Origin of the sequence: Butyrivibrio sp. FCS014 (assembly GCF_000526935.1) — a bacterium.
Taxonomy (GTDB): Bacteria; Bacillota; Clostridia; order Lachnospirales; family Lachnospiraceae; genus Butyrivibrio.
In genome coordinates, this window is sequence record NZ_JAHA01000006.1 from 382480 (window position 1) to 397722 (window position 15243).

13 protein-coding genes are annotated in these 15243 nt (G+C 47.4%); 12 read left to right on the forward strand and 1 reads right to left on the reverse strand.

All coding sequences use genetic code 11. The features are described from left to right. Nucleotides 1–63: 63 nt before the first annotated feature. From T456_RS0105530 to T456_RS0105570, 9 genes are all read left to right on the forward strand, one after another. A complete protein-coding gene (locus T456_RS0105530; protein ID WP_024865285.1) occupies nucleotides 64–2634 on the forward strand; it encodes an ATP-dependent Clp protease ATP-binding subunit in 2571 nt (856 codons plus the stop codon). An 85-nt stretch (nucleotides 2635–2719) separates the two neighbouring features. After that, nucleotides 2720–3130, forward strand: coding sequence for a hypothetical protein (locus tag T456_RS0105535; RefSeq protein ID WP_024865286.1), 411 nt, complete (start codon nucleotides 2720–2722; stop codon nucleotides 3128–3130). Nucleotides 3131–3204: 74 nt separating this feature from the next. Then, nucleotides 3205–4596: a DNA repair protein RadA gene (radA, locus tag T456_RS0105540; protein ID WP_024865287.1), complete on the forward strand. Its 1392-nt coding sequence runs from the start codon at nucleotides 3205–3207 to the stop codon at nucleotides 4594–4596. A gap of 188 nt (nucleotides 4597–4784) precedes the next feature. Then, nucleotides 4785–5666, forward strand: a complete 882-nt coding sequence (locus T456_RS21085; RefSeq protein ID WP_024865288.1) for a hypothetical protein — start codon at nucleotides 4785–4787, stop codon at nucleotides 5664–5666. Between the two features lie 7 nt (nucleotides 5667–5673). After that, nucleotides 5674–6651: a transglutaminase domain-containing protein gene (locus tag T456_RS0105550; protein ID WP_024865289.1), complete on the forward strand. Its 978-nt coding sequence runs from the start codon at nucleotides 5674–5676 to the stop codon at nucleotides 6649–6651. Nucleotides 6652–6697: 46 nt separating this feature from the next. Continuing rightward, nucleotides 6698–7150, forward strand: a complete 453-nt coding sequence (locus T456_RS0105555; protein ID WP_024865290.1) for a hypothetical protein — start codon at nucleotides 6698–6700, stop codon at nucleotides 7148–7150. A 257-nt stretch (nucleotides 7151–7407) separates the two neighbouring features. After that, entirely contained in the window at nucleotides 7408–8523 is a 1116-nt protein-coding gene (locus T456_RS0105560; protein ID WP_024865291.1) for a galactose ABC transporter substrate-binding protein, read from the forward strand. Nucleotides 8524–8621: 98 nt separating this feature from the next. Further along, nucleotides 8622–10133, forward strand: a complete 1512-nt coding sequence (locus tag T456_RS0105565; RefSeq protein WP_024865292.1) for a sugar ABC transporter ATP-binding protein — start codon at nucleotides 8622–8624, stop codon at nucleotides 10131–10133. A gap of 18 nt (nucleotides 10134–10151) precedes the next feature. After that, on the forward strand, nucleotides 10152–11141 hold the full coding sequence (locus T456_RS0105570) for a galactose/methyl galactoside ABC transporter permease MglC (protein WP_024865293.1): 990 nt from the start codon (nucleotides 10152–10154) through the stop codon (nucleotides 11139–11141). A gap of 129 nt (nucleotides 11142–11270) precedes the next feature. Here the strand turns inward: T456_RS0105570 and T456_RS0105575 are convergent, their stop codons facing one another. Next, entirely contained in the window at nucleotides 11271–11924 is a 654-nt protein-coding gene (locus tag T456_RS0105575; protein ID WP_024865294.1) for an HAD family hydrolase, read from the reverse strand. A 131-nt stretch (nucleotides 11925–12055) separates the two neighbouring features. On the opposite strand from T456_RS0105575, the gene T456_RS0105580 reads away from it, so the two are divergent. The 3 genes from T456_RS0105580 to T456_RS0105590 all read left to right on the forward strand — a co-directional run bounded on the left by T456_RS0105580 (nucleotide 12056) and on the right by T456_RS0105590 (nucleotide 15186). Then, nucleotides 12056–12337: a hypothetical protein gene (locus tag T456_RS0105580; protein ID WP_024865295.1), complete on the forward strand. Its 282-nt coding sequence runs from the start codon at nucleotides 12056–12058 to the stop codon at nucleotides 12335–12337. A gap of 814 nt (nucleotides 12338–13151) precedes the next feature. Continuing rightward, nucleotides 13152–13472 (forward strand): hypothetical protein, encoded by a 321-nt coding sequence (locus T456_RS0105585; RefSeq protein WP_024865296.1) that lies wholly within the window; start codon nucleotides 13152–13154, stop codon nucleotides 13470–13472. A 112-nt stretch (nucleotides 13473–13584) separates the two neighbouring features. Then, nucleotides 13585–15186: a response regulator gene (locus T456_RS0105590; protein ID WP_024865297.1), complete on the forward strand. Its 1602-nt coding sequence runs from the start codon at nucleotides 13585–13587 to the stop codon at nucleotides 15184–15186. Nucleotides 15187–15243: the final 57 nt, after the last annotated feature.

The window sequence follows — 15243 nt, forward strand, 5'->3', positions numbered from 1 at the left end:
AATGCAGGGAGCTACATGCAAGTACTAAACCGACACCCGAATTACAACGAAAGGAATTGATACATGGATTCTAAATTCACATTAATGGCAGCGGATGCACTTAAACTGGCCAGGAAGACAGCCAGAAGTCTCAAGCTCAATTATGTGGGCACAGAGCACATCCTTATGGGACTTATCCTTGAGGATGGCTGCGTTGCATCCAGAATACTCATCGACAACGGAATAGATGAGAACAGAATGATGGATATGATAAGGGATCTGATCGTGCCGGACAGCAACGTCAGAACCCTTGATAAAGACGGCTTTTCACCAAGAGCCGAGAAGGTACTGGAGGAAGCCCACAGACAGGCTGAGCGGTTCCGCGCAGACAAGACGGGAACCGAGCATATTCTTTTGGCCCTTATCAAAGAGGGAGAGAATGTAGCCGTAAGGCTCATCAGCACACTGAATGTACCTGCCCAGAAGATCTATGCCGAGACTCTTGCGGCAATGGGAGAGGACCCCAACCTTGTAAAAGAGGACCTTGGCAGGAAGGGTGCTCAGGCCAAGACTGGCAAGAAGACTTCAATCCTTGCCCAGTACAGCAGAGATATGACGGCTCTTGCAAGGGACGGCAAGCTTGATCCCGTCATCGGAAGAGAGAGGGAGATAAAGCGTGTTATCCAGATACTCAGCCGCAGGACCAAGAACAATCCCTGCCTCATCGGCGAGCCCGGTGTAGGTAAGACCGCGGTGGTAGAGGGACTTGCCCAGCGCATTGCCTCCGGTGATGTGCCTCTTACAGTGCAGAACAAGCGCCTTGTAACTCTGGATCTTTCAGGAATGATCGCCGGATCCAAGTACAGAGGCGAATTTGAAGAGAGAATCAAAAAAGTCATCAAAGAAGTTTACGAGGATGGCAACATCATCCTCTTTGTGGATGAGATGCATACCCTTATTGGTGCCGGTGGCGCCGAGGGTGCCATCGATGCCTCCAATATTCTTAAGCCTTCCCTTGCAAGGGGCGAGATCCAGATGATCGGTGCCACAACCATCACCGAGTATCGCAAGCATGTGGAGAAGGATGCCGCGCTGGAGAGACGTTTCCAGCCTGTAAATGTGGACGAGCCCACAAAAGAAGAGGCCATCGATATCCTCAATGGTATTGTCAGCAAGTATGAGGAGCACCACAGGGTTACTGTTACTCCCGAGGCCATAAAGGCAGCTGTTGAGCTGTCGGAAAGATATATCAATGACAGGAATCTTCCTGATAAGGCCATCGACCTTATCGACGAAGCAGCATCCGCAGTCAGACTCCGCACCATGGGCACATCTCCCAAGGTTAAGCAGATGGAGGATGAGATAAAAGAGCTGGATTCCAGGATCGAGGAAGCCTTAAAGGCCGCTGATTTTAAGACCGCAGGTGAGCTCAACAAAGAGCAGAACAAGCTTATAGCCAAGCTCAGCCGTGTAAAGAGCGCAGAGAAGAGAAAGGACAAGACCTCCGGCTATATTGTAAATGAGAACGATATTGCAGAGGTTGTTGCCGAGTGGACAAGGATCCCTGTTAAGAAGATCGCTGAGAAGGAATCAGAGAGACTCCTTAAGCTTGAGAGCGTTCTTCATAAGAGAGTAATAGGACAGGACGATGCGGTTAAGGCCGTTTCAAAGGCCATCAGAAGAGGAAGAGTAGGGCTTCAGGATCCAAACAGGCCCATTGGCTCATTTCTTTTCCTGGGACCGACAGGTGTCGGCAAGACAGAGCTGTCAAAGGCTCTTGCAGAGGCAATGTTCGGTGATGAGAATGCTCTTATCAGAGTAGATATGTCGGAGTACATGGAAGGCCACTCCGTATCCAAGATGATCGGTTCACCGCCCGGATATGTGGGCTATGATGAGGGCGGACAGCTTTCCGAGAAGGTAAGAAGACACCCTTATTCCGTTATCCTCTTTGATGAGATAGAAAAGGCCCATCCCGATATCTTTAACGTGCTTCTGCAGGTTCTTGATGACGGACATATCACCGATGCCAAGGGCCGCAAGGTAAGCTTCAAGAACACCATCCTTATCATGACTTCAAACGTCGGAGCTCAGAGGATCGTTGATCCCAAGAAGCTGGGATTCGGTGCCGGAGATGACGCCAAGAAGGATTATGAGGATATGAAATCCGGAGTTATGGATGAGGTCAAGAAGCTCTTTAAGCCCGAGTTCATAAACCGTATCGACGAGATCATGGTATTCCATACTCTTACAGAGAAGGAGATGATGGACATTGTCACACTTCTGTCCCAGAATCTCTCCGACAGATGCAAGAAGCAGATGGACATTGACCTTACCATTTCTCCTGCAGTGAAGAAGTACCTTGTTACCAAGCATTCAGATGCCAAGATGGGTGCAAGACCTCTCAAGAGAGCTATCCAGTCCGTTATCGAGGATCAGCTTGCTGAGGAGCTTCTTAAGGGCACAATTACAGCCGGCATGGGCGTTACCGTTTCCCTCAAGGACGATAAGATCGTATTTGTCCCAAAGGACGGCAAGAGCACCTCTGTAAGGAAGGTGAATGTTAAGACAACGGGCACTGCCAGAGCTGCAAAGACCAAGACTGCAGTCACCACAAGAAAGCCCGGGGCCAAAAAATCCAAGGCCAAAAAATAAGAAAAAATTCATTTAATATTGCACCTTTGTGGAATATAATATAAGTGACATTTATGTTTGTTCATCACACTTTAGGAGGACGACTATGGCTGTCATAGAGCAGTTGATCAGAGCTGAGAGCGACGGGACCATCAGCTTTGGTAATTACGAGCTTCCGGAGAAGAAGAAGCTTGAGAACTTCCAGCACAACGGCAACATCCTGAAGGTAAAGACCTACAAGGACATCACTAAGCTGGAGAGCAACGAGAATTTCGTTTATGAATCAGTTCCCGGAACAGCTGTTACAGGTTTCAAGGAGACAGAAAACGGAGTGGAGTTCAAGGTTGAGGGCGACAGTGATGCCCAGATCACACTGGGACTTCTGGAGAATACCGAATACAGCGTATTTATAGGCGGCAACAGCATCGGCAAGATGACCACCAATCTTGGAGGCAAGCTGAATCTGAGCGTTGAATTGTCCGGTAACGGACTGGTAGACGTGAGAGTCGAAAAGTAACTTAATAAAAGCAAGGGGCTTTCCCATCGGACGGAAAGCCCCTTTTTAAATTTTGTATGGGGAGTTAAGAAGTTATGGCAACAAAGATTAAGACCGTGTTTTTCTGCCAGAGCTGTGGATACGAATCCTCCAAGTGGATGGGACAGTGTCCGGGCTGCAGGGAGTGGAATACTTTTGTTGAGGAGGTTGCAAAGCCTGTTTCCAAGGCCTCTAAATCGGCTTCTGCATCAGGAGTCGGACTTGGAATGCTGGCAGGGGGAGAGTCAAGTCCCAAGTCTCTTTCAGAGATAGAGATGAATGATGAGGACAGATATGATACCCATATCGGGGAGCTCAACAGAGTGCTGGGAGGAGGCCTGGTAAAGGGCTCGCTTATCCTGGTGGGTGGCGATCCCGGTATCGGTAAGTCGACGATTCTTTTGCAGGTTGCCGGAAACATTTCCCGGGACAATAAGGACGTCCTTTATATCTCAGGTGAGGAATCCCTCAAGCAGATCAAGCTTCGTGCCAACAGAATAGGAAGCTTTTCCGATAGTCTTAAGTTCATGTGTGAGACCAACCTTAGCACCATAGAGGAGATCATCACCAGGACCAAACCTCAGGTTGTGATCATCGATTCCATACAGACCATGTACAACGAGGCGGTTTCATCGGCCCCTGGCAGTGTGTCTCAGGTAAGGGAGTCTACGTCGGTTCTTTTACGTATAGCAAAGAGCCTTGGCATCTCCATTTTCATCGTGGGACATGTGACCAAGGAAGGCCAGGTGGCAGGACCCAGAGTCTTAGAGCACATGGTGGACACCGTGCTGTACTTTGAGGGAGACAGACACGCATCCTACAGGATACTCAGGGGAGTCAAGAACCGATTCGGCTCCACCAACGAGATAGGCGTATTTGAGATGCAGGAGAAAGGTCTTGTAGAGGTTACGAACCCCTCCGAGTTCATGCTGGAGGGAAGACCCGAGGATGCCAGCGGCTCAATAGTTACCTGCTCAGTAGAGGGCACCAGGCCTCTTCTTATAGAAGTTCAGGCTCTTGTCTGCAGGAGTAATTTCGGATTCCCAAGGCGCCAGGCCAACGGCACGGATTACAACAGGGTGAACCTTCTCATGGCGGTTCTTGAAAAGAGGATAGGCCTCCAGATGGGAGAGTATGATGCCTACGTTAATCTTGCCGGCGGCATGAAGATCGCTGAGCCCTCCCTGGACCTTGGCATCTGCCTTGCCCTTATCTCCAGCTTCAGAAACAGGCCCATTGGCTCGGAGGTTGTAGCTTTCGGAGAGGTGGGACTTTCCGGGGAAGTCAGGTCCGTGAACATGGGAGAAGCCAGAGTATCCGAGGCCAGAAAGCTTGGCTTTAAGACCTGTATAGTTCCATCGGCCCTTGCCGGGAAGCTCAAGAAGACCTTTACTGACATAGAGATTGTTGGCGTATCTTCCGTGGCGGATGCCATGAAACTTATCTGAGTGTGAAGTATCGCACGCGGAACCCGTGGTGTACGGGTGCATATTCTTATCATTGATCCAAGGGCACTGAAAATGTGCCCTTTTTTATTTTCAAAGTATTAATTTTCTATAAATAAATGACGATATGTATTGTGAGTATTGTTACAGGTAATTTTTGTGCGCCTATTTTGGCGGGATGGAGCGTTTTTATGAAGCTGTTTGCAAAAAGAGTATTCAGTCTTACCCTGGCATTTACTACAGTAGCATTCCTTGTTTGTTCACAGATGTTCAGCCTCCGCGCAGAGGCAAAGGACGATCCCTACACCGCCCTTTCAAAAGGTACCACGGTATATAACGGAGTGGATTATAAAAACGAGTATAATCCCCTTTTCTACTATCTGAATTATGAAGACCTAAGAGAGGCATTCGGCGCCGACCCCAACAAACTCATTGAGCACTGGGTGCTCTTTGGCAAAAAAGAGAAGCGCGTAGCAAATAAGCTTGTTGGAGACAACACTGAGTACGTTGTACCAACAGGCGATAAGAGCGTGACCATTATAAAGAAGACCAAGCACGACAACGGCGGTATGACCTACGAGCAGGAGATCATGGCAAGAAGCATAGCCAAGCAGATTGCAGATGCCATTAACAACGCCGGAACAGCAAGCTCTTCAAGCAGCTCTTCATCAAGTAAATCCTCCTCCAAAGCAAAGAGCATCAAGGATGTTGAGAAGGTAGCATATGCTGCCGGTGTAGTGAAGGCCTACTGCGACCTTGGAACCTACACCACCAAGGGAAAGATTTACAGAACAGCCTACGGCGTTTTCATAGGAGGAGAGTATTCCTGCGCAGGAGCCACAAGAGCTCTTGGCCTCATCCTTGATTACCTTGGCATCACCTGGGTACATGTGAACATCAACACCTGGGCAGACCAGTACTGCAGAGTGATCGTTGACGGCAAAGAAGGCTACGGCGACGCCATGATAGAATCAGCAGGCTACGGCAAGCACCCCAACGAGGGCGGCAAGGCCTCCGACGCAGTCACCTATGCAAAGATCAGATACAAATTCGATGTGGCAACCCAGAGATGATAACTATATGAAAAGAAACAGCTGCAAAGCATTTCGTAACTTAATAGCCATAGGACTTACGGCGATATTGATATCTCTTTTCCCTAATACGGATGTGGAGGCTGCAGAGCTTACAACCATAGATTCATCCACATTCCGGGGGCAGACGGAGATCTCAACGATCCATATAGGAAGCGATGTGACACAGATCACTTCGGGAGCTTTCAGGAATCTGATGAGATTAAGGTCCATAACGGTGAGCAAGTCAAATCCCTTTTACGCCTCCTACAGCAACTGCCTTTACAACAAGGAGATGACGGAGCTGCTTTGCTACCCCGCGGCACTTCCCGGTGCAGTGATCCCCGAATCGGTGGTTTCAATCGGTGATTATGCGCTGTACGGACTTCCAAACACCTTAAAGGAGCAGATCCGGAGCGTTATTGGAGAGCAGGCGCAGGAGAGCATGATGGAATGGCAGGTTCCCGGCGCGCACTTCATGCACACGGAGTCAGGCGTAAAGTGGCGCATGGAGGACGGAACCATTAAGGAGCCCGATACCGAGCTGATGAAGCTTACGGCATCCGTGGTGGAAGCCAGCACCACCAAAAACATGAGTCAGAAGACACAGCTTCTTAACTGCTTTAACTATTTTGTGGAAGCTTCGGAATATGAGCGGAAGATGGATGTCCCCCTTGGCAACTGGACAGGAACCTACGCCACGGACATTCTCAGAAACGGCAAAGGAAATTGCTACAACTACGCAGCGGGCTTTGCCTATATCGCAAAGGGCCTTGGATATGACGCCAGGGTCTGCACCGGAACGGTAACTTCTTCTCTGGGTGGAAGAACGCCCCATGCCTGGACGGAAGTAAGGATGGGAGACAATTGGTACATTTTTGACACCGAAATGCAGGATGCCAAGGGCCAGGGCTATTACAGACAGACCTACGACAGCTACCCTGCGGGACCGCTGGTTCCGGCAGCAGCCTACACGGTGACTTATTAAGGAAACATAAGGAAACACATATTTTAAGAACAGGAGGATAGAGGATATGAATAAAGCCTTGACGTTTATAATGATTTTTATGGGGACTGTATTTACCGTCTTTCTTTTGAATATCGTCTTGTATGCGCTTGTTCCCGGATATCACGACACAATATCCTCCATAGTCTCCCCCGATGACGATATCCCGGTGGTAGAGGTCAACCGAGCAGAAAATGGAGCACAGACTGAGGTTGAGCTCACAGAGTTCGCCCCGGGAAAAGAACCTGATGCTCCGCTTTCAGAAATCTCTACGGGAAAAGAAACTGAGACTTCTCTTGAGAATCTTAAGGACGAGGAAGTCCCCATGGCAGCATCCGCAGAGGATACGGCGAAGGCTGCGTCCGAGAGCAATACAGCCACAGCGCTTCAGATAATAAACAAGGAATACCATGAGGACTGCGGCACCGGTGAGGGCTACTGGGTCATAACATATTCTGACGGAAGTGTTGGAATTGAATAAACAATTTGACGAATTAATCAAAACGACGACACCCGATTTTGAGATAACGTTTCCGAAAAGGAAATGTTACCAAAAACGGGTGTTTCTTTTTGTATAAAATACATAAAAACAAATAAAATTAAAAAGGATTTCTAAGATTCACAGAAGAATTCTCTATGTTTTTGCACAAATGCCATTGCTATAATCATCCATGTAAACAAAACATTGGGGCTGTACTTAAGGTGCGTCCCAAACATATTTTAAGGAGGATGTATTAAATGAAAAAGAAATTGGTTAGTCTTTTAACAGTTTCAGCTCTGACAATGGCTATGCTGGCTGGTTGCGGCAACGCTGCAGCAGATACAGCTACACAGACAGCTGAGACAGTTGCTGAGACAGCAACAGAGGTAGCTGAGACTGCAACAGAAGTTGCTGAGACAGTTGCTGATGCAGCACCTGCAGGAGATCTTGCAGACAAGAAGGTTGGCGTATGTATCTACCAGTTCGCTGACAACTTCATGACACTTTTCCGTAACGAGCTTGAGAGCTATCTCGTATCACAGGGATTCTCAAAGGACAACATCACAATCGTAGATGGTGCTAATGACCAGGCTACACAGACAAACCAGATCCAGAACTTCATCACACAGGGTGTAGACGTTCTGATCATCAACCCCGTTAACTCTTCATCTGCTGCAACAATTACAGACCTTGTAGTTGGCGCAAACATTCCTCTCGTATACATCAACCGTGAGCCCGATGCAGACGAGGAAGCAAGATGGTCTTCAAACGGCTGGAACGTAACATACGTTGGATGTGACGCTCGTCAGTCAGGTACAATGCAGGGTGAGATCATCGTTGACCTTGGTCAGGACAAAGTTGACCTTAACGGCGACGGCAAGATCCAGTACGTTATGGTTGAGGGTGACCCCGAGAACGTAGATGCTCAGTATCGTACAGAGTTCTCAGTTAAGGCTCTTGAGGATGCTGGCTGGACAGTAGATTGCCTTGATGATCAGGTAGGTAACTGGGATCAGGCTACAGCTCAGCAGCTGGTTGCTAACATGCTTTCAGCTCATCCTGAGACAGAAGTTGTATTCTGCAACAACGACGCTATGGCTCTTGGCGCTCTTCAGTCAATCGAGGCAGCTGGACGTAAGGTTGGCGAGGACATCTATCTTGTAGGTGTTGACGCTCTTACAGAGGCTCTTGAGGACGTTATCGCAGGAACAATGACCGGTACAGTATTCAACGATCACATCGCTCAGTCTCACGGCGCAGCTGATGCAGCTATCAACTACATCACAGGTGCTGGCAACGAGTACTACATCGGATGTGACTACGTAAAGGTTACAACTGACAACGCTCAGTCAGTTCTTGATTCACTTAAGTAATTAAGACGAGTTAATCTCGAGTATATTTTTAGAACTATATAATCCTGGTGCGAGAGCGCTTTGCTCTCGCACCGATTTTTGAGAAAAGGGGACTACGTATGGCATCGGAGTACAAGTTGGAACTACGGGGCGTATCCAAGTCCTTTCCCGGTGTAAAGGCACTGGATAACGTACAACTGGCAGTTAAGCCCGGTACCGTCCATGCACTTATGGGAGAGAACGGAGCCGGAAAATCAACACTTATGAAATGTCTCTTCGGTATTTACAAGATGGATGCCGGAGAAATCTATATCGACGGAGAAAAAACCACAATCGACAATCCTGATGAAGCAATGAAAAAAGGTATTGCAATGGTGCATCAGGAACTTCAGCCGGTTCTTGCAAGAAGCGTTGGAGAGAACATGTTTCTTGGAAGATTCCCGGTAAAGAAAATTGGTCCACTTCAGATAATCGACCACAAGACAATGTACGAACAAACAGAGAAGTGGCTCAAGGAAGTTAACATGGACTTTGATCCTAAGGCACAGCTTGATACACTGTCCATCGGACAGATGCAGTCAGTAGAGATTGCAAAGGCAGTATCACATGATGCCAAGGTTATTATCTTTGATGAGCCTACATCTTCTCTTTCAGATAGCGAAGTAGAAGCGCTGTTCAGGATTATGGAGACCTTAAGAGACAGAGGCGTTGCCATGATCTACATCTCACACAAGATGGATGAGATCAAGCGTATCGCAGATGATGTAACCATCATGCGTGATGGTACATATATCGGAACATGGCCGGCCAAAGATCTTACCATCGACGATATCATCGCCAAGATGGTTGGACGTGAGCTGACCAATATCTATCCTCCCAAGGACAGAACTCCGGGAGAGGTAGTAATGGAGGCCAAGGGAATTTCCTCCATTCATGAGAAATCCTTCCAGGATGTATCCTTTACTTTAAGAAAGGGCGAGATCCTCGGATTTGGCGGACTTGTAGGAGCTCAGAGAACCGAGCTTATGGAAGGTATCTTCGGAATCAGAAATCTTTCGGCAGGAGAGATCAAGATTCATGGCAAGGTGGCCAAGATCAAGAGCCCCAGAGATGCCATGGATGCCGGAATAGGAATGATCACAGAGGACAGAAGAGGAAACGGTATCTTCGGATGTCTTTCAATTAAGGATAATGTAGGCGTTTCAGTATACAACAAGTACCTTATGGGCGGTTTTGTTCTTGACCACAACAAGATCAACAAGGTTGTGGACGACAGCATTGAAAAGCTTTCCATCAAGACACCCAGTATGCAGGAACACATCTCTAATCTTTCAGGTGGTAATCAGCAGAAGGTTATCGTATCAAGATGGCTTGCCAACGATCCTGACATCCTTATAATGGATGAGCCTACAAGAGGTATCGACGTAGGTGCCAAGCATGAGATCTATGAGATCATGACAGATCTGGCCAAGCAGGGCAAGGCTATCATAATGATATCCTCCGAGATGGCAGAACTTCTCGGCATGTCAGACAGAATTTATGTAATGTGTAACGGTAAACTTCGCGGCGAGATAACCGAAGAGAGCGAAATGACTCAGGAAAAGGTTATGAGCTACGCTACCCAATTCTAAGATCGGAGAGGAAAGAAAATGGTTAAGACAAAACAACAGAAAGCAATAGATTTTCTTATCAATAACGGTGTTATCATCGTTATGTTCATCCTGGTAATCTACACAGGTATCACAAACGACAGGTTCCTTACATCCAACAACCTGTTCAACATCCTGATGAACATGAGCTCAAGACTTGTTATCGCTCTTGGTATCGCAGGATGCGTTATCACCGCAGGCTGCGATCTGTCAGCCGGACGTATGATCGGTTTCGCAGCATGTATCGCAGGAACACTTCTTCAGAAGATTGATTATTCAGGAAAGTTCTTCCCTGATATGCAGCCCCTTAACATCTTTGTGGCTCTTCTGATCGTTCTTGCCATCACAGGAGCATTCGGATCCATCACAGGATTCTTCATTGCATTCCTTCACGTACCTCCCTTCATTGCAACCCTTGCCATGATGGAGATCGTTTACGGACTTGCTCTTATCTACACAGGTGCTACACCTCTTGGTGGATATACAACTGAGTACACAAACATTGCTACAGGAAGATTCCTTGGTATCAGTTACCTGATCTGGATCGCTATCATCGTAGCTGCAATTACATGGTTCATCTTCAATATGACCCGTCACGGCAAGTACATGTATGCCATCGGCGGAAACCCTCAGGCTGCTGAGGTTGCCGGTGTTCCTGTTCGTCTTACAATGGTACTCATCTACATGAAGGCCGCTATGATGTACGGTCTTGCAGGATTCATGCTTGGCGCAAAGGCCGGCGGCGCATCCGTAAACCTTGGACTTGGTTACGAGATGGAAGCTATCGCAGCCTGCACCATCGGTGGTGTATCAGTTACCGGTGGACGTGGTAAGGTTTCTTCAGCCATCATCGGTGTTGCGGTATTCGAGCTCTTGAAGGCAGCTCTCCAGTATCTTGGTGTTGATGCCAACGCACAGTACATCGCTATCGGCGTAGTTATCTTCATCGCTATATCACTGGATATCCGTAAGTACGTTGCTAAGAAATAATACGAACCCTTTTACTCAAAAAAGAGGAGGCTGCGGTATTTTGTATCGCAGTCTCCTCTTTTAATATCTGACGGAAATTACAGGAGGACCTTAATCCTTGAGATATCTGATAGAAATAGCAGGAGGACCTTAATCCTTGAGATAATCGATTACGAGGTCCAGGTTGTCTATTACTGCCTCCGCAAGACTTTTCATCTCATCATCCGCGGGAAGAAGATCGGGAACCATGATAGGTTTTAGCTTTCCTGCATGGGCAGCTCTTATGCCGTTGTAGGAATCCTCTATGGCATAGGCACGCTCAGGGGAGACACCGATCTCTTTGCAGGCCTTTAAGTAGATTTCCGGGTCAGGTTTGCTTTTTGAGATCATATCCCCGCAGACAAGCTTATCAAAGTAGTGCAGCAGGCCTGCATCACGCAGCTCCTGGGTCACTATTTCTTTTCTCGTGGAAGAGGCAAGGGCAATCTTCTTGTTCTCGGCCTTTAGGAAATCCAGTATATGGAAAATTCCTGGCTTTAACGGAAGATTTCCGTTATCGTACTTCTCATGGAAAAGAACAGATGACTCTTTGGCATACTCATCGTAGGGGAAATCCTGTCCGAAGGCTTCAAGAACTATCTCTTTTGTCTTCTTATCATTGGTACCGGTGCAGGCGAGGAAAACCTCCTCTATGTCTGAAAAACTATGGCGCTGTGCTACAACTTCCCAGCATTCCAGAACGCATTTTTCGGAGTCGAAGATAACACCGTCCATATCAAATACTACCGCATCAAAATCTTTCATACATTCTCCTCGTGAATGAAACTTGCAAATATCATTGATTCAAATATTCTATCATAATCTGCCCCAAAGTGACTTTGAATCGTATAAATAAATATGCGATAATTATTGTGATATTTTGGAGGTAATGCAAAATGAGTGATCTAAATAATAAGAAGATTTATGGCAAGGGTGAGATGATGGGCGTAGATGAGAATACTCGTGGCAAGGCTGGTGTAATTGAAGGGGAGAATCCCCGTGGCAAGGTTGAGATATTTGATGAAGAGGAATTGTCTGATGTTACCGGCGGCGCCACTTTTGGCAGAGACGTTGTTCGCGTAGCCTGCAGCCACTGCGGCAGATTCTTTCCTGTAAAGCTTTCGCATTCCAGAGTAAAATGCCCTTATTGCAAAGAAATCAACACATTCGAGGGGTAAAATGCCCTTACTGCAAGGAAGTTGACACAATCGAGGGGGAAGATGCCCTTACTGCAAGGAAATCAATACATTCGAGGAACAAGATATGATTGAATTCCGCCGCAAATGACTTTGGGTTAAGTTTGCGGCGGAGTATTTTTGCCCTTCTGTCCGACGCAAACAGTAAAACCTGAAGCTTGCGTCGGAGCATTTTTACCCTTGCGTCCGACACAAACAGTATAATTTATAGCATGCGTCGGAGCATTTTGACCTTGCGTCGGAGCATTTTTGCCCATGTATCCGACGCAAACAGTAAAATTTGAAGCATGCGTCGGAGCATTTTTACCCTTGCATCCGACACAAACAGTACAATTTATAGCATGCGTCGGAGTTTTTTTAACATTGTAACCGACGCAAATGCCTAAAACCGGATTTTGTGTCGGATTAAACAGGGGAAAAATAGCAAGTGAATCTGTGAAACACCGACGCAAATGGGCAAAATATGAAGATGCGTCGGAATGCTGAGACGAAAAGCACCGACGCAAATGGGTAAAATATGAAAATGCGTCGGAATGCTGAGACGAAAAACACCGACGCAAATGCTCTGTCGTGTCCTTGACATGGGTAGTACTTTAGATAAAAGTCACCGCCGCAAATTGCCAGAAAGTAAGCTTGCGGCGGAACATCAACGCATATGCCCCTTTCAGAACACTAAATTCGTTTGAAAAACATACAAAAGAACGCATAAGTTATCTTGTAATCATGGCTATTATATGGCTATTCTTGCCTGCGCACAGTATAATTATATAGATAGTTAGTTAGAAGGAGAATCATCATGACATTTGAAACAATCATAAATCAGATGGGTATAGAGCTGCTGTTGTTTGCGGCATGCATGTTCTTTGGGATCAGGCTCATCATCACAAGGGATGTTCACATACTTAATAAGAAAGAGGATCCCGCAAACATCAAGCATCCCCGTGAATACACGCTGTATGCCGGCCTGGTTATCATTTTTCTTGGCGTTGCGGCCATTATCATGGGAATCTTATCATTCTTCAATCCCAAGATTGCACTGGCATTCATCATTATCGCTGTTGTGGCCATGGGTATCGCATGGAAATTCATTTACGAGAAATTCGTGATGGGCAAATAAGCCCCGGTGCCGCATGACATCCACGCAAACACGCGTCTCGGCCCGTGAACAAACACCCGCGCCGGAGCGGGCTGCATCAAATACCCAAACGCGCGCATTGGAGTAATCACTTATGAATAAATATCGTGTAATGCTTGTGGATGACGAGGAAGACGTCGCCCAGGCTATCTTAAAAAAACTTGACTGGGAAGCCATGGGATTTGAAATCCCCCGCTATGCCAGAAACGGCCTTGAAGCCCTGGAACTTTCCGAGGAGCTAAGGCCTGACATTGTCATGACCGATATCAAGATGCCCTACATGGACGGAATGGAGCTCTCGAGGAATTTGAAGCAGCTCTACCCAAACATAAGGATCATCTTCTTTTCGGGTTTTGATGAATTTGAATATGCCAAGGAGGCAATCCGCCTTGAGGCAGAAGAGTACATATTAAAGCCCATTGATTCGGACGAACTGAGGGCTGTTTTTGCCAGAGTCCATGAGGCCCTGGACAGGGACATCGACGAGAAGCTGAACGTGGCAAAACTTGAGAATTACTATATGGATTCGCTGCCGCTGCTTCAGGAGGACTTCTTTGCGTCCCTTGTGGAGGGCAGGATCGCCCAGAATAAAATTCAGAAATTCATGGACGACTATCGCATCGACCTAAAAGCTCCCCTGTACCTTACGGCAATAGTCCACATCAGCATGTCCAGCGTTCCCGAGGGCATAAATCCGGTTCTTTTGTCGGTTTCCGTAAGGAAGCTTCTTGAAGAGCGCCTTGACCCCAAGTGGGGCTGCAGGTTCTTTTCCTATCTTGGCAGCACCGTGATGATCTCACAGCTGTCTGTGGAGAAGGATGCCAAGGCCTTTACCGACGAGTGCGACAGGCTTTGCAGGCTTGCTGAGAGCATCTGTAAGGCCAACGTCACCATCGGCATCGGAGAGGTGGTGGACAGCCTTTCAAGGATTGACGATTCCTACAAGGGCGCCAGGGATGCGGTTTCCTACAGGGTACTTTATGGCCACACCAAGGCTATCAACATCTCCGAGATCTCTCCCCTTGAGAAGGAGACGGAAGGACAGGAGAGCAGCGACAGTCTTACCGACGTGTTCAAGAAGATGAAGATGGCGGACAGCGATGCCGTTGAAACTGCGGCAAGGCAGTATATAGAGAGCAATCTTGAGAAGCAGGGCTCGATCCAGAACCACAGGTTCTTTGTGATGGAACTTGTCAGTGAGCTCTACAAATTCCTGCGGGGCAACCAGCTCGACGTCAACGAAGTCTTCGATGCCAACAAGGATGTGTACGCCCTGGTCCAGCAGATGGAGGGAAAAGAGCTGTCTAACTGGCTAAGCTCCGTATGCCTCAAGATCAGAGAGCTTATAGACGGCAAACGTTCCGACAACACCAGGTCTTTTGTCACCAAGGCAAAAGAATATGTGGCTGATCACTACGCTGATCAGGACCTGTCCATCGATTTTATCTGCAACTACCTCGGGGTGAGCAGCGCTTACTTCTCAACGGTATTCAAGAAGGAGACCGGCAAGACCTTTGTGGGCTACCTTACCGATTACCGCATGGAGAAGGCTGAGAAGATGCTGGTGGAGACAGATGAAAAGACCTATATAATTGCCCAGCAGGTTGGTTATTCCGATCCCAACTACTTCAGCTATGTATTCAAAAAACAGTTTGGGGTTTCCCCTTCAAAATACAAGGCCGGCAGGGAATCATAAAAAGTGGAATCCAAAAACTTTCTGAAAGAAAAAGCAAATGAGCTGAAAGCGAGGTGG

Excerpts from the sequence above, each read along its gene's own strand:
- T456_RS0105570 (WP_024865293.1), top strand. The coding sequence starts at position 10,152 with ATGGTTAAGACAAAACAACAGAAAGCAATAGATTTTCTTATCAATAAC.
- T456_RS0105590 (WP_024865297.1), top strand. The coding sequence starts at position 13,585 with ATGAATAAATATCGTGTAATGCTTGTGGATGACGAGGAAGACGTCGCC.
- T456_RS0105550 (WP_024865289.1), top strand. The coding sequence starts at position 5,674 with ATGAAAAGAAACAGCTGCAAAGCATTTCGTAACTTAATAGCCATAGGA.
- T456_RS0105535 (WP_024865286.1), top strand. The coding sequence starts at position 2,720 with ATGGCTGTCATAGAGCAGTTGATCAGAGCTGAGAGCGACGGGACCATC.
- T456_RS0105530 (WP_024865285.1), top strand. The coding sequence starts at position 64 with ATGGATTCTAAATTCACATTAATGGCAGCGGATGCACTTAAACTGGCC.
- T456_RS0105580 (WP_024865295.1), top strand. The coding sequence starts at position 12,056 with ATGAGTGATCTAAATAATAAGAAGATTTATGGCAAGGGTGAGATGATG.
- radA (WP_024865287.1), top strand. The coding sequence starts at position 3,205 with ATGGCAACAAAGATTAAGACCGTGTTTTTCTGCCAGAGCTGTGGATAC.
- T456_RS21085 (WP_024865288.1), top strand. The coding sequence starts at position 4,785 with ATGAAGCTGTTTGCAAAAAGAGTATTCAGTCTTACCCTGGCATTTACT.
- T456_RS0105585 (WP_024865296.1), top strand. The coding sequence starts at position 13,152 with ATGACATTTGAAACAATCATAAATCAGATGGGTATAGAGCTGCTGTTG.
- T456_RS0105560 (WP_024865291.1), top strand. The coding sequence starts at position 7,408 with ATGAAAAAGAAATTGGTTAGTCTTTTAACAGTTTCAGCTCTGACAATG.
- T456_RS0105575 (WP_024865294.1), bottom strand. The coding sequence starts at position 11,924 with ATGAAAGATTTTGATGCGGTAGTATTTGATATGGACGGTGTTATCTTC.
- T456_RS0105565 (WP_024865292.1), top strand. The coding sequence starts at position 8,622 with ATGGCATCGGAGTACAAGTTGGAACTACGGGGCGTATCCAAGTCCTTT.
- T456_RS0105555 (WP_024865290.1), top strand. The coding sequence starts at position 6,698 with ATGAATAAAGCCTTGACGTTTATAATGATTTTTATGGGGACTGTATTT.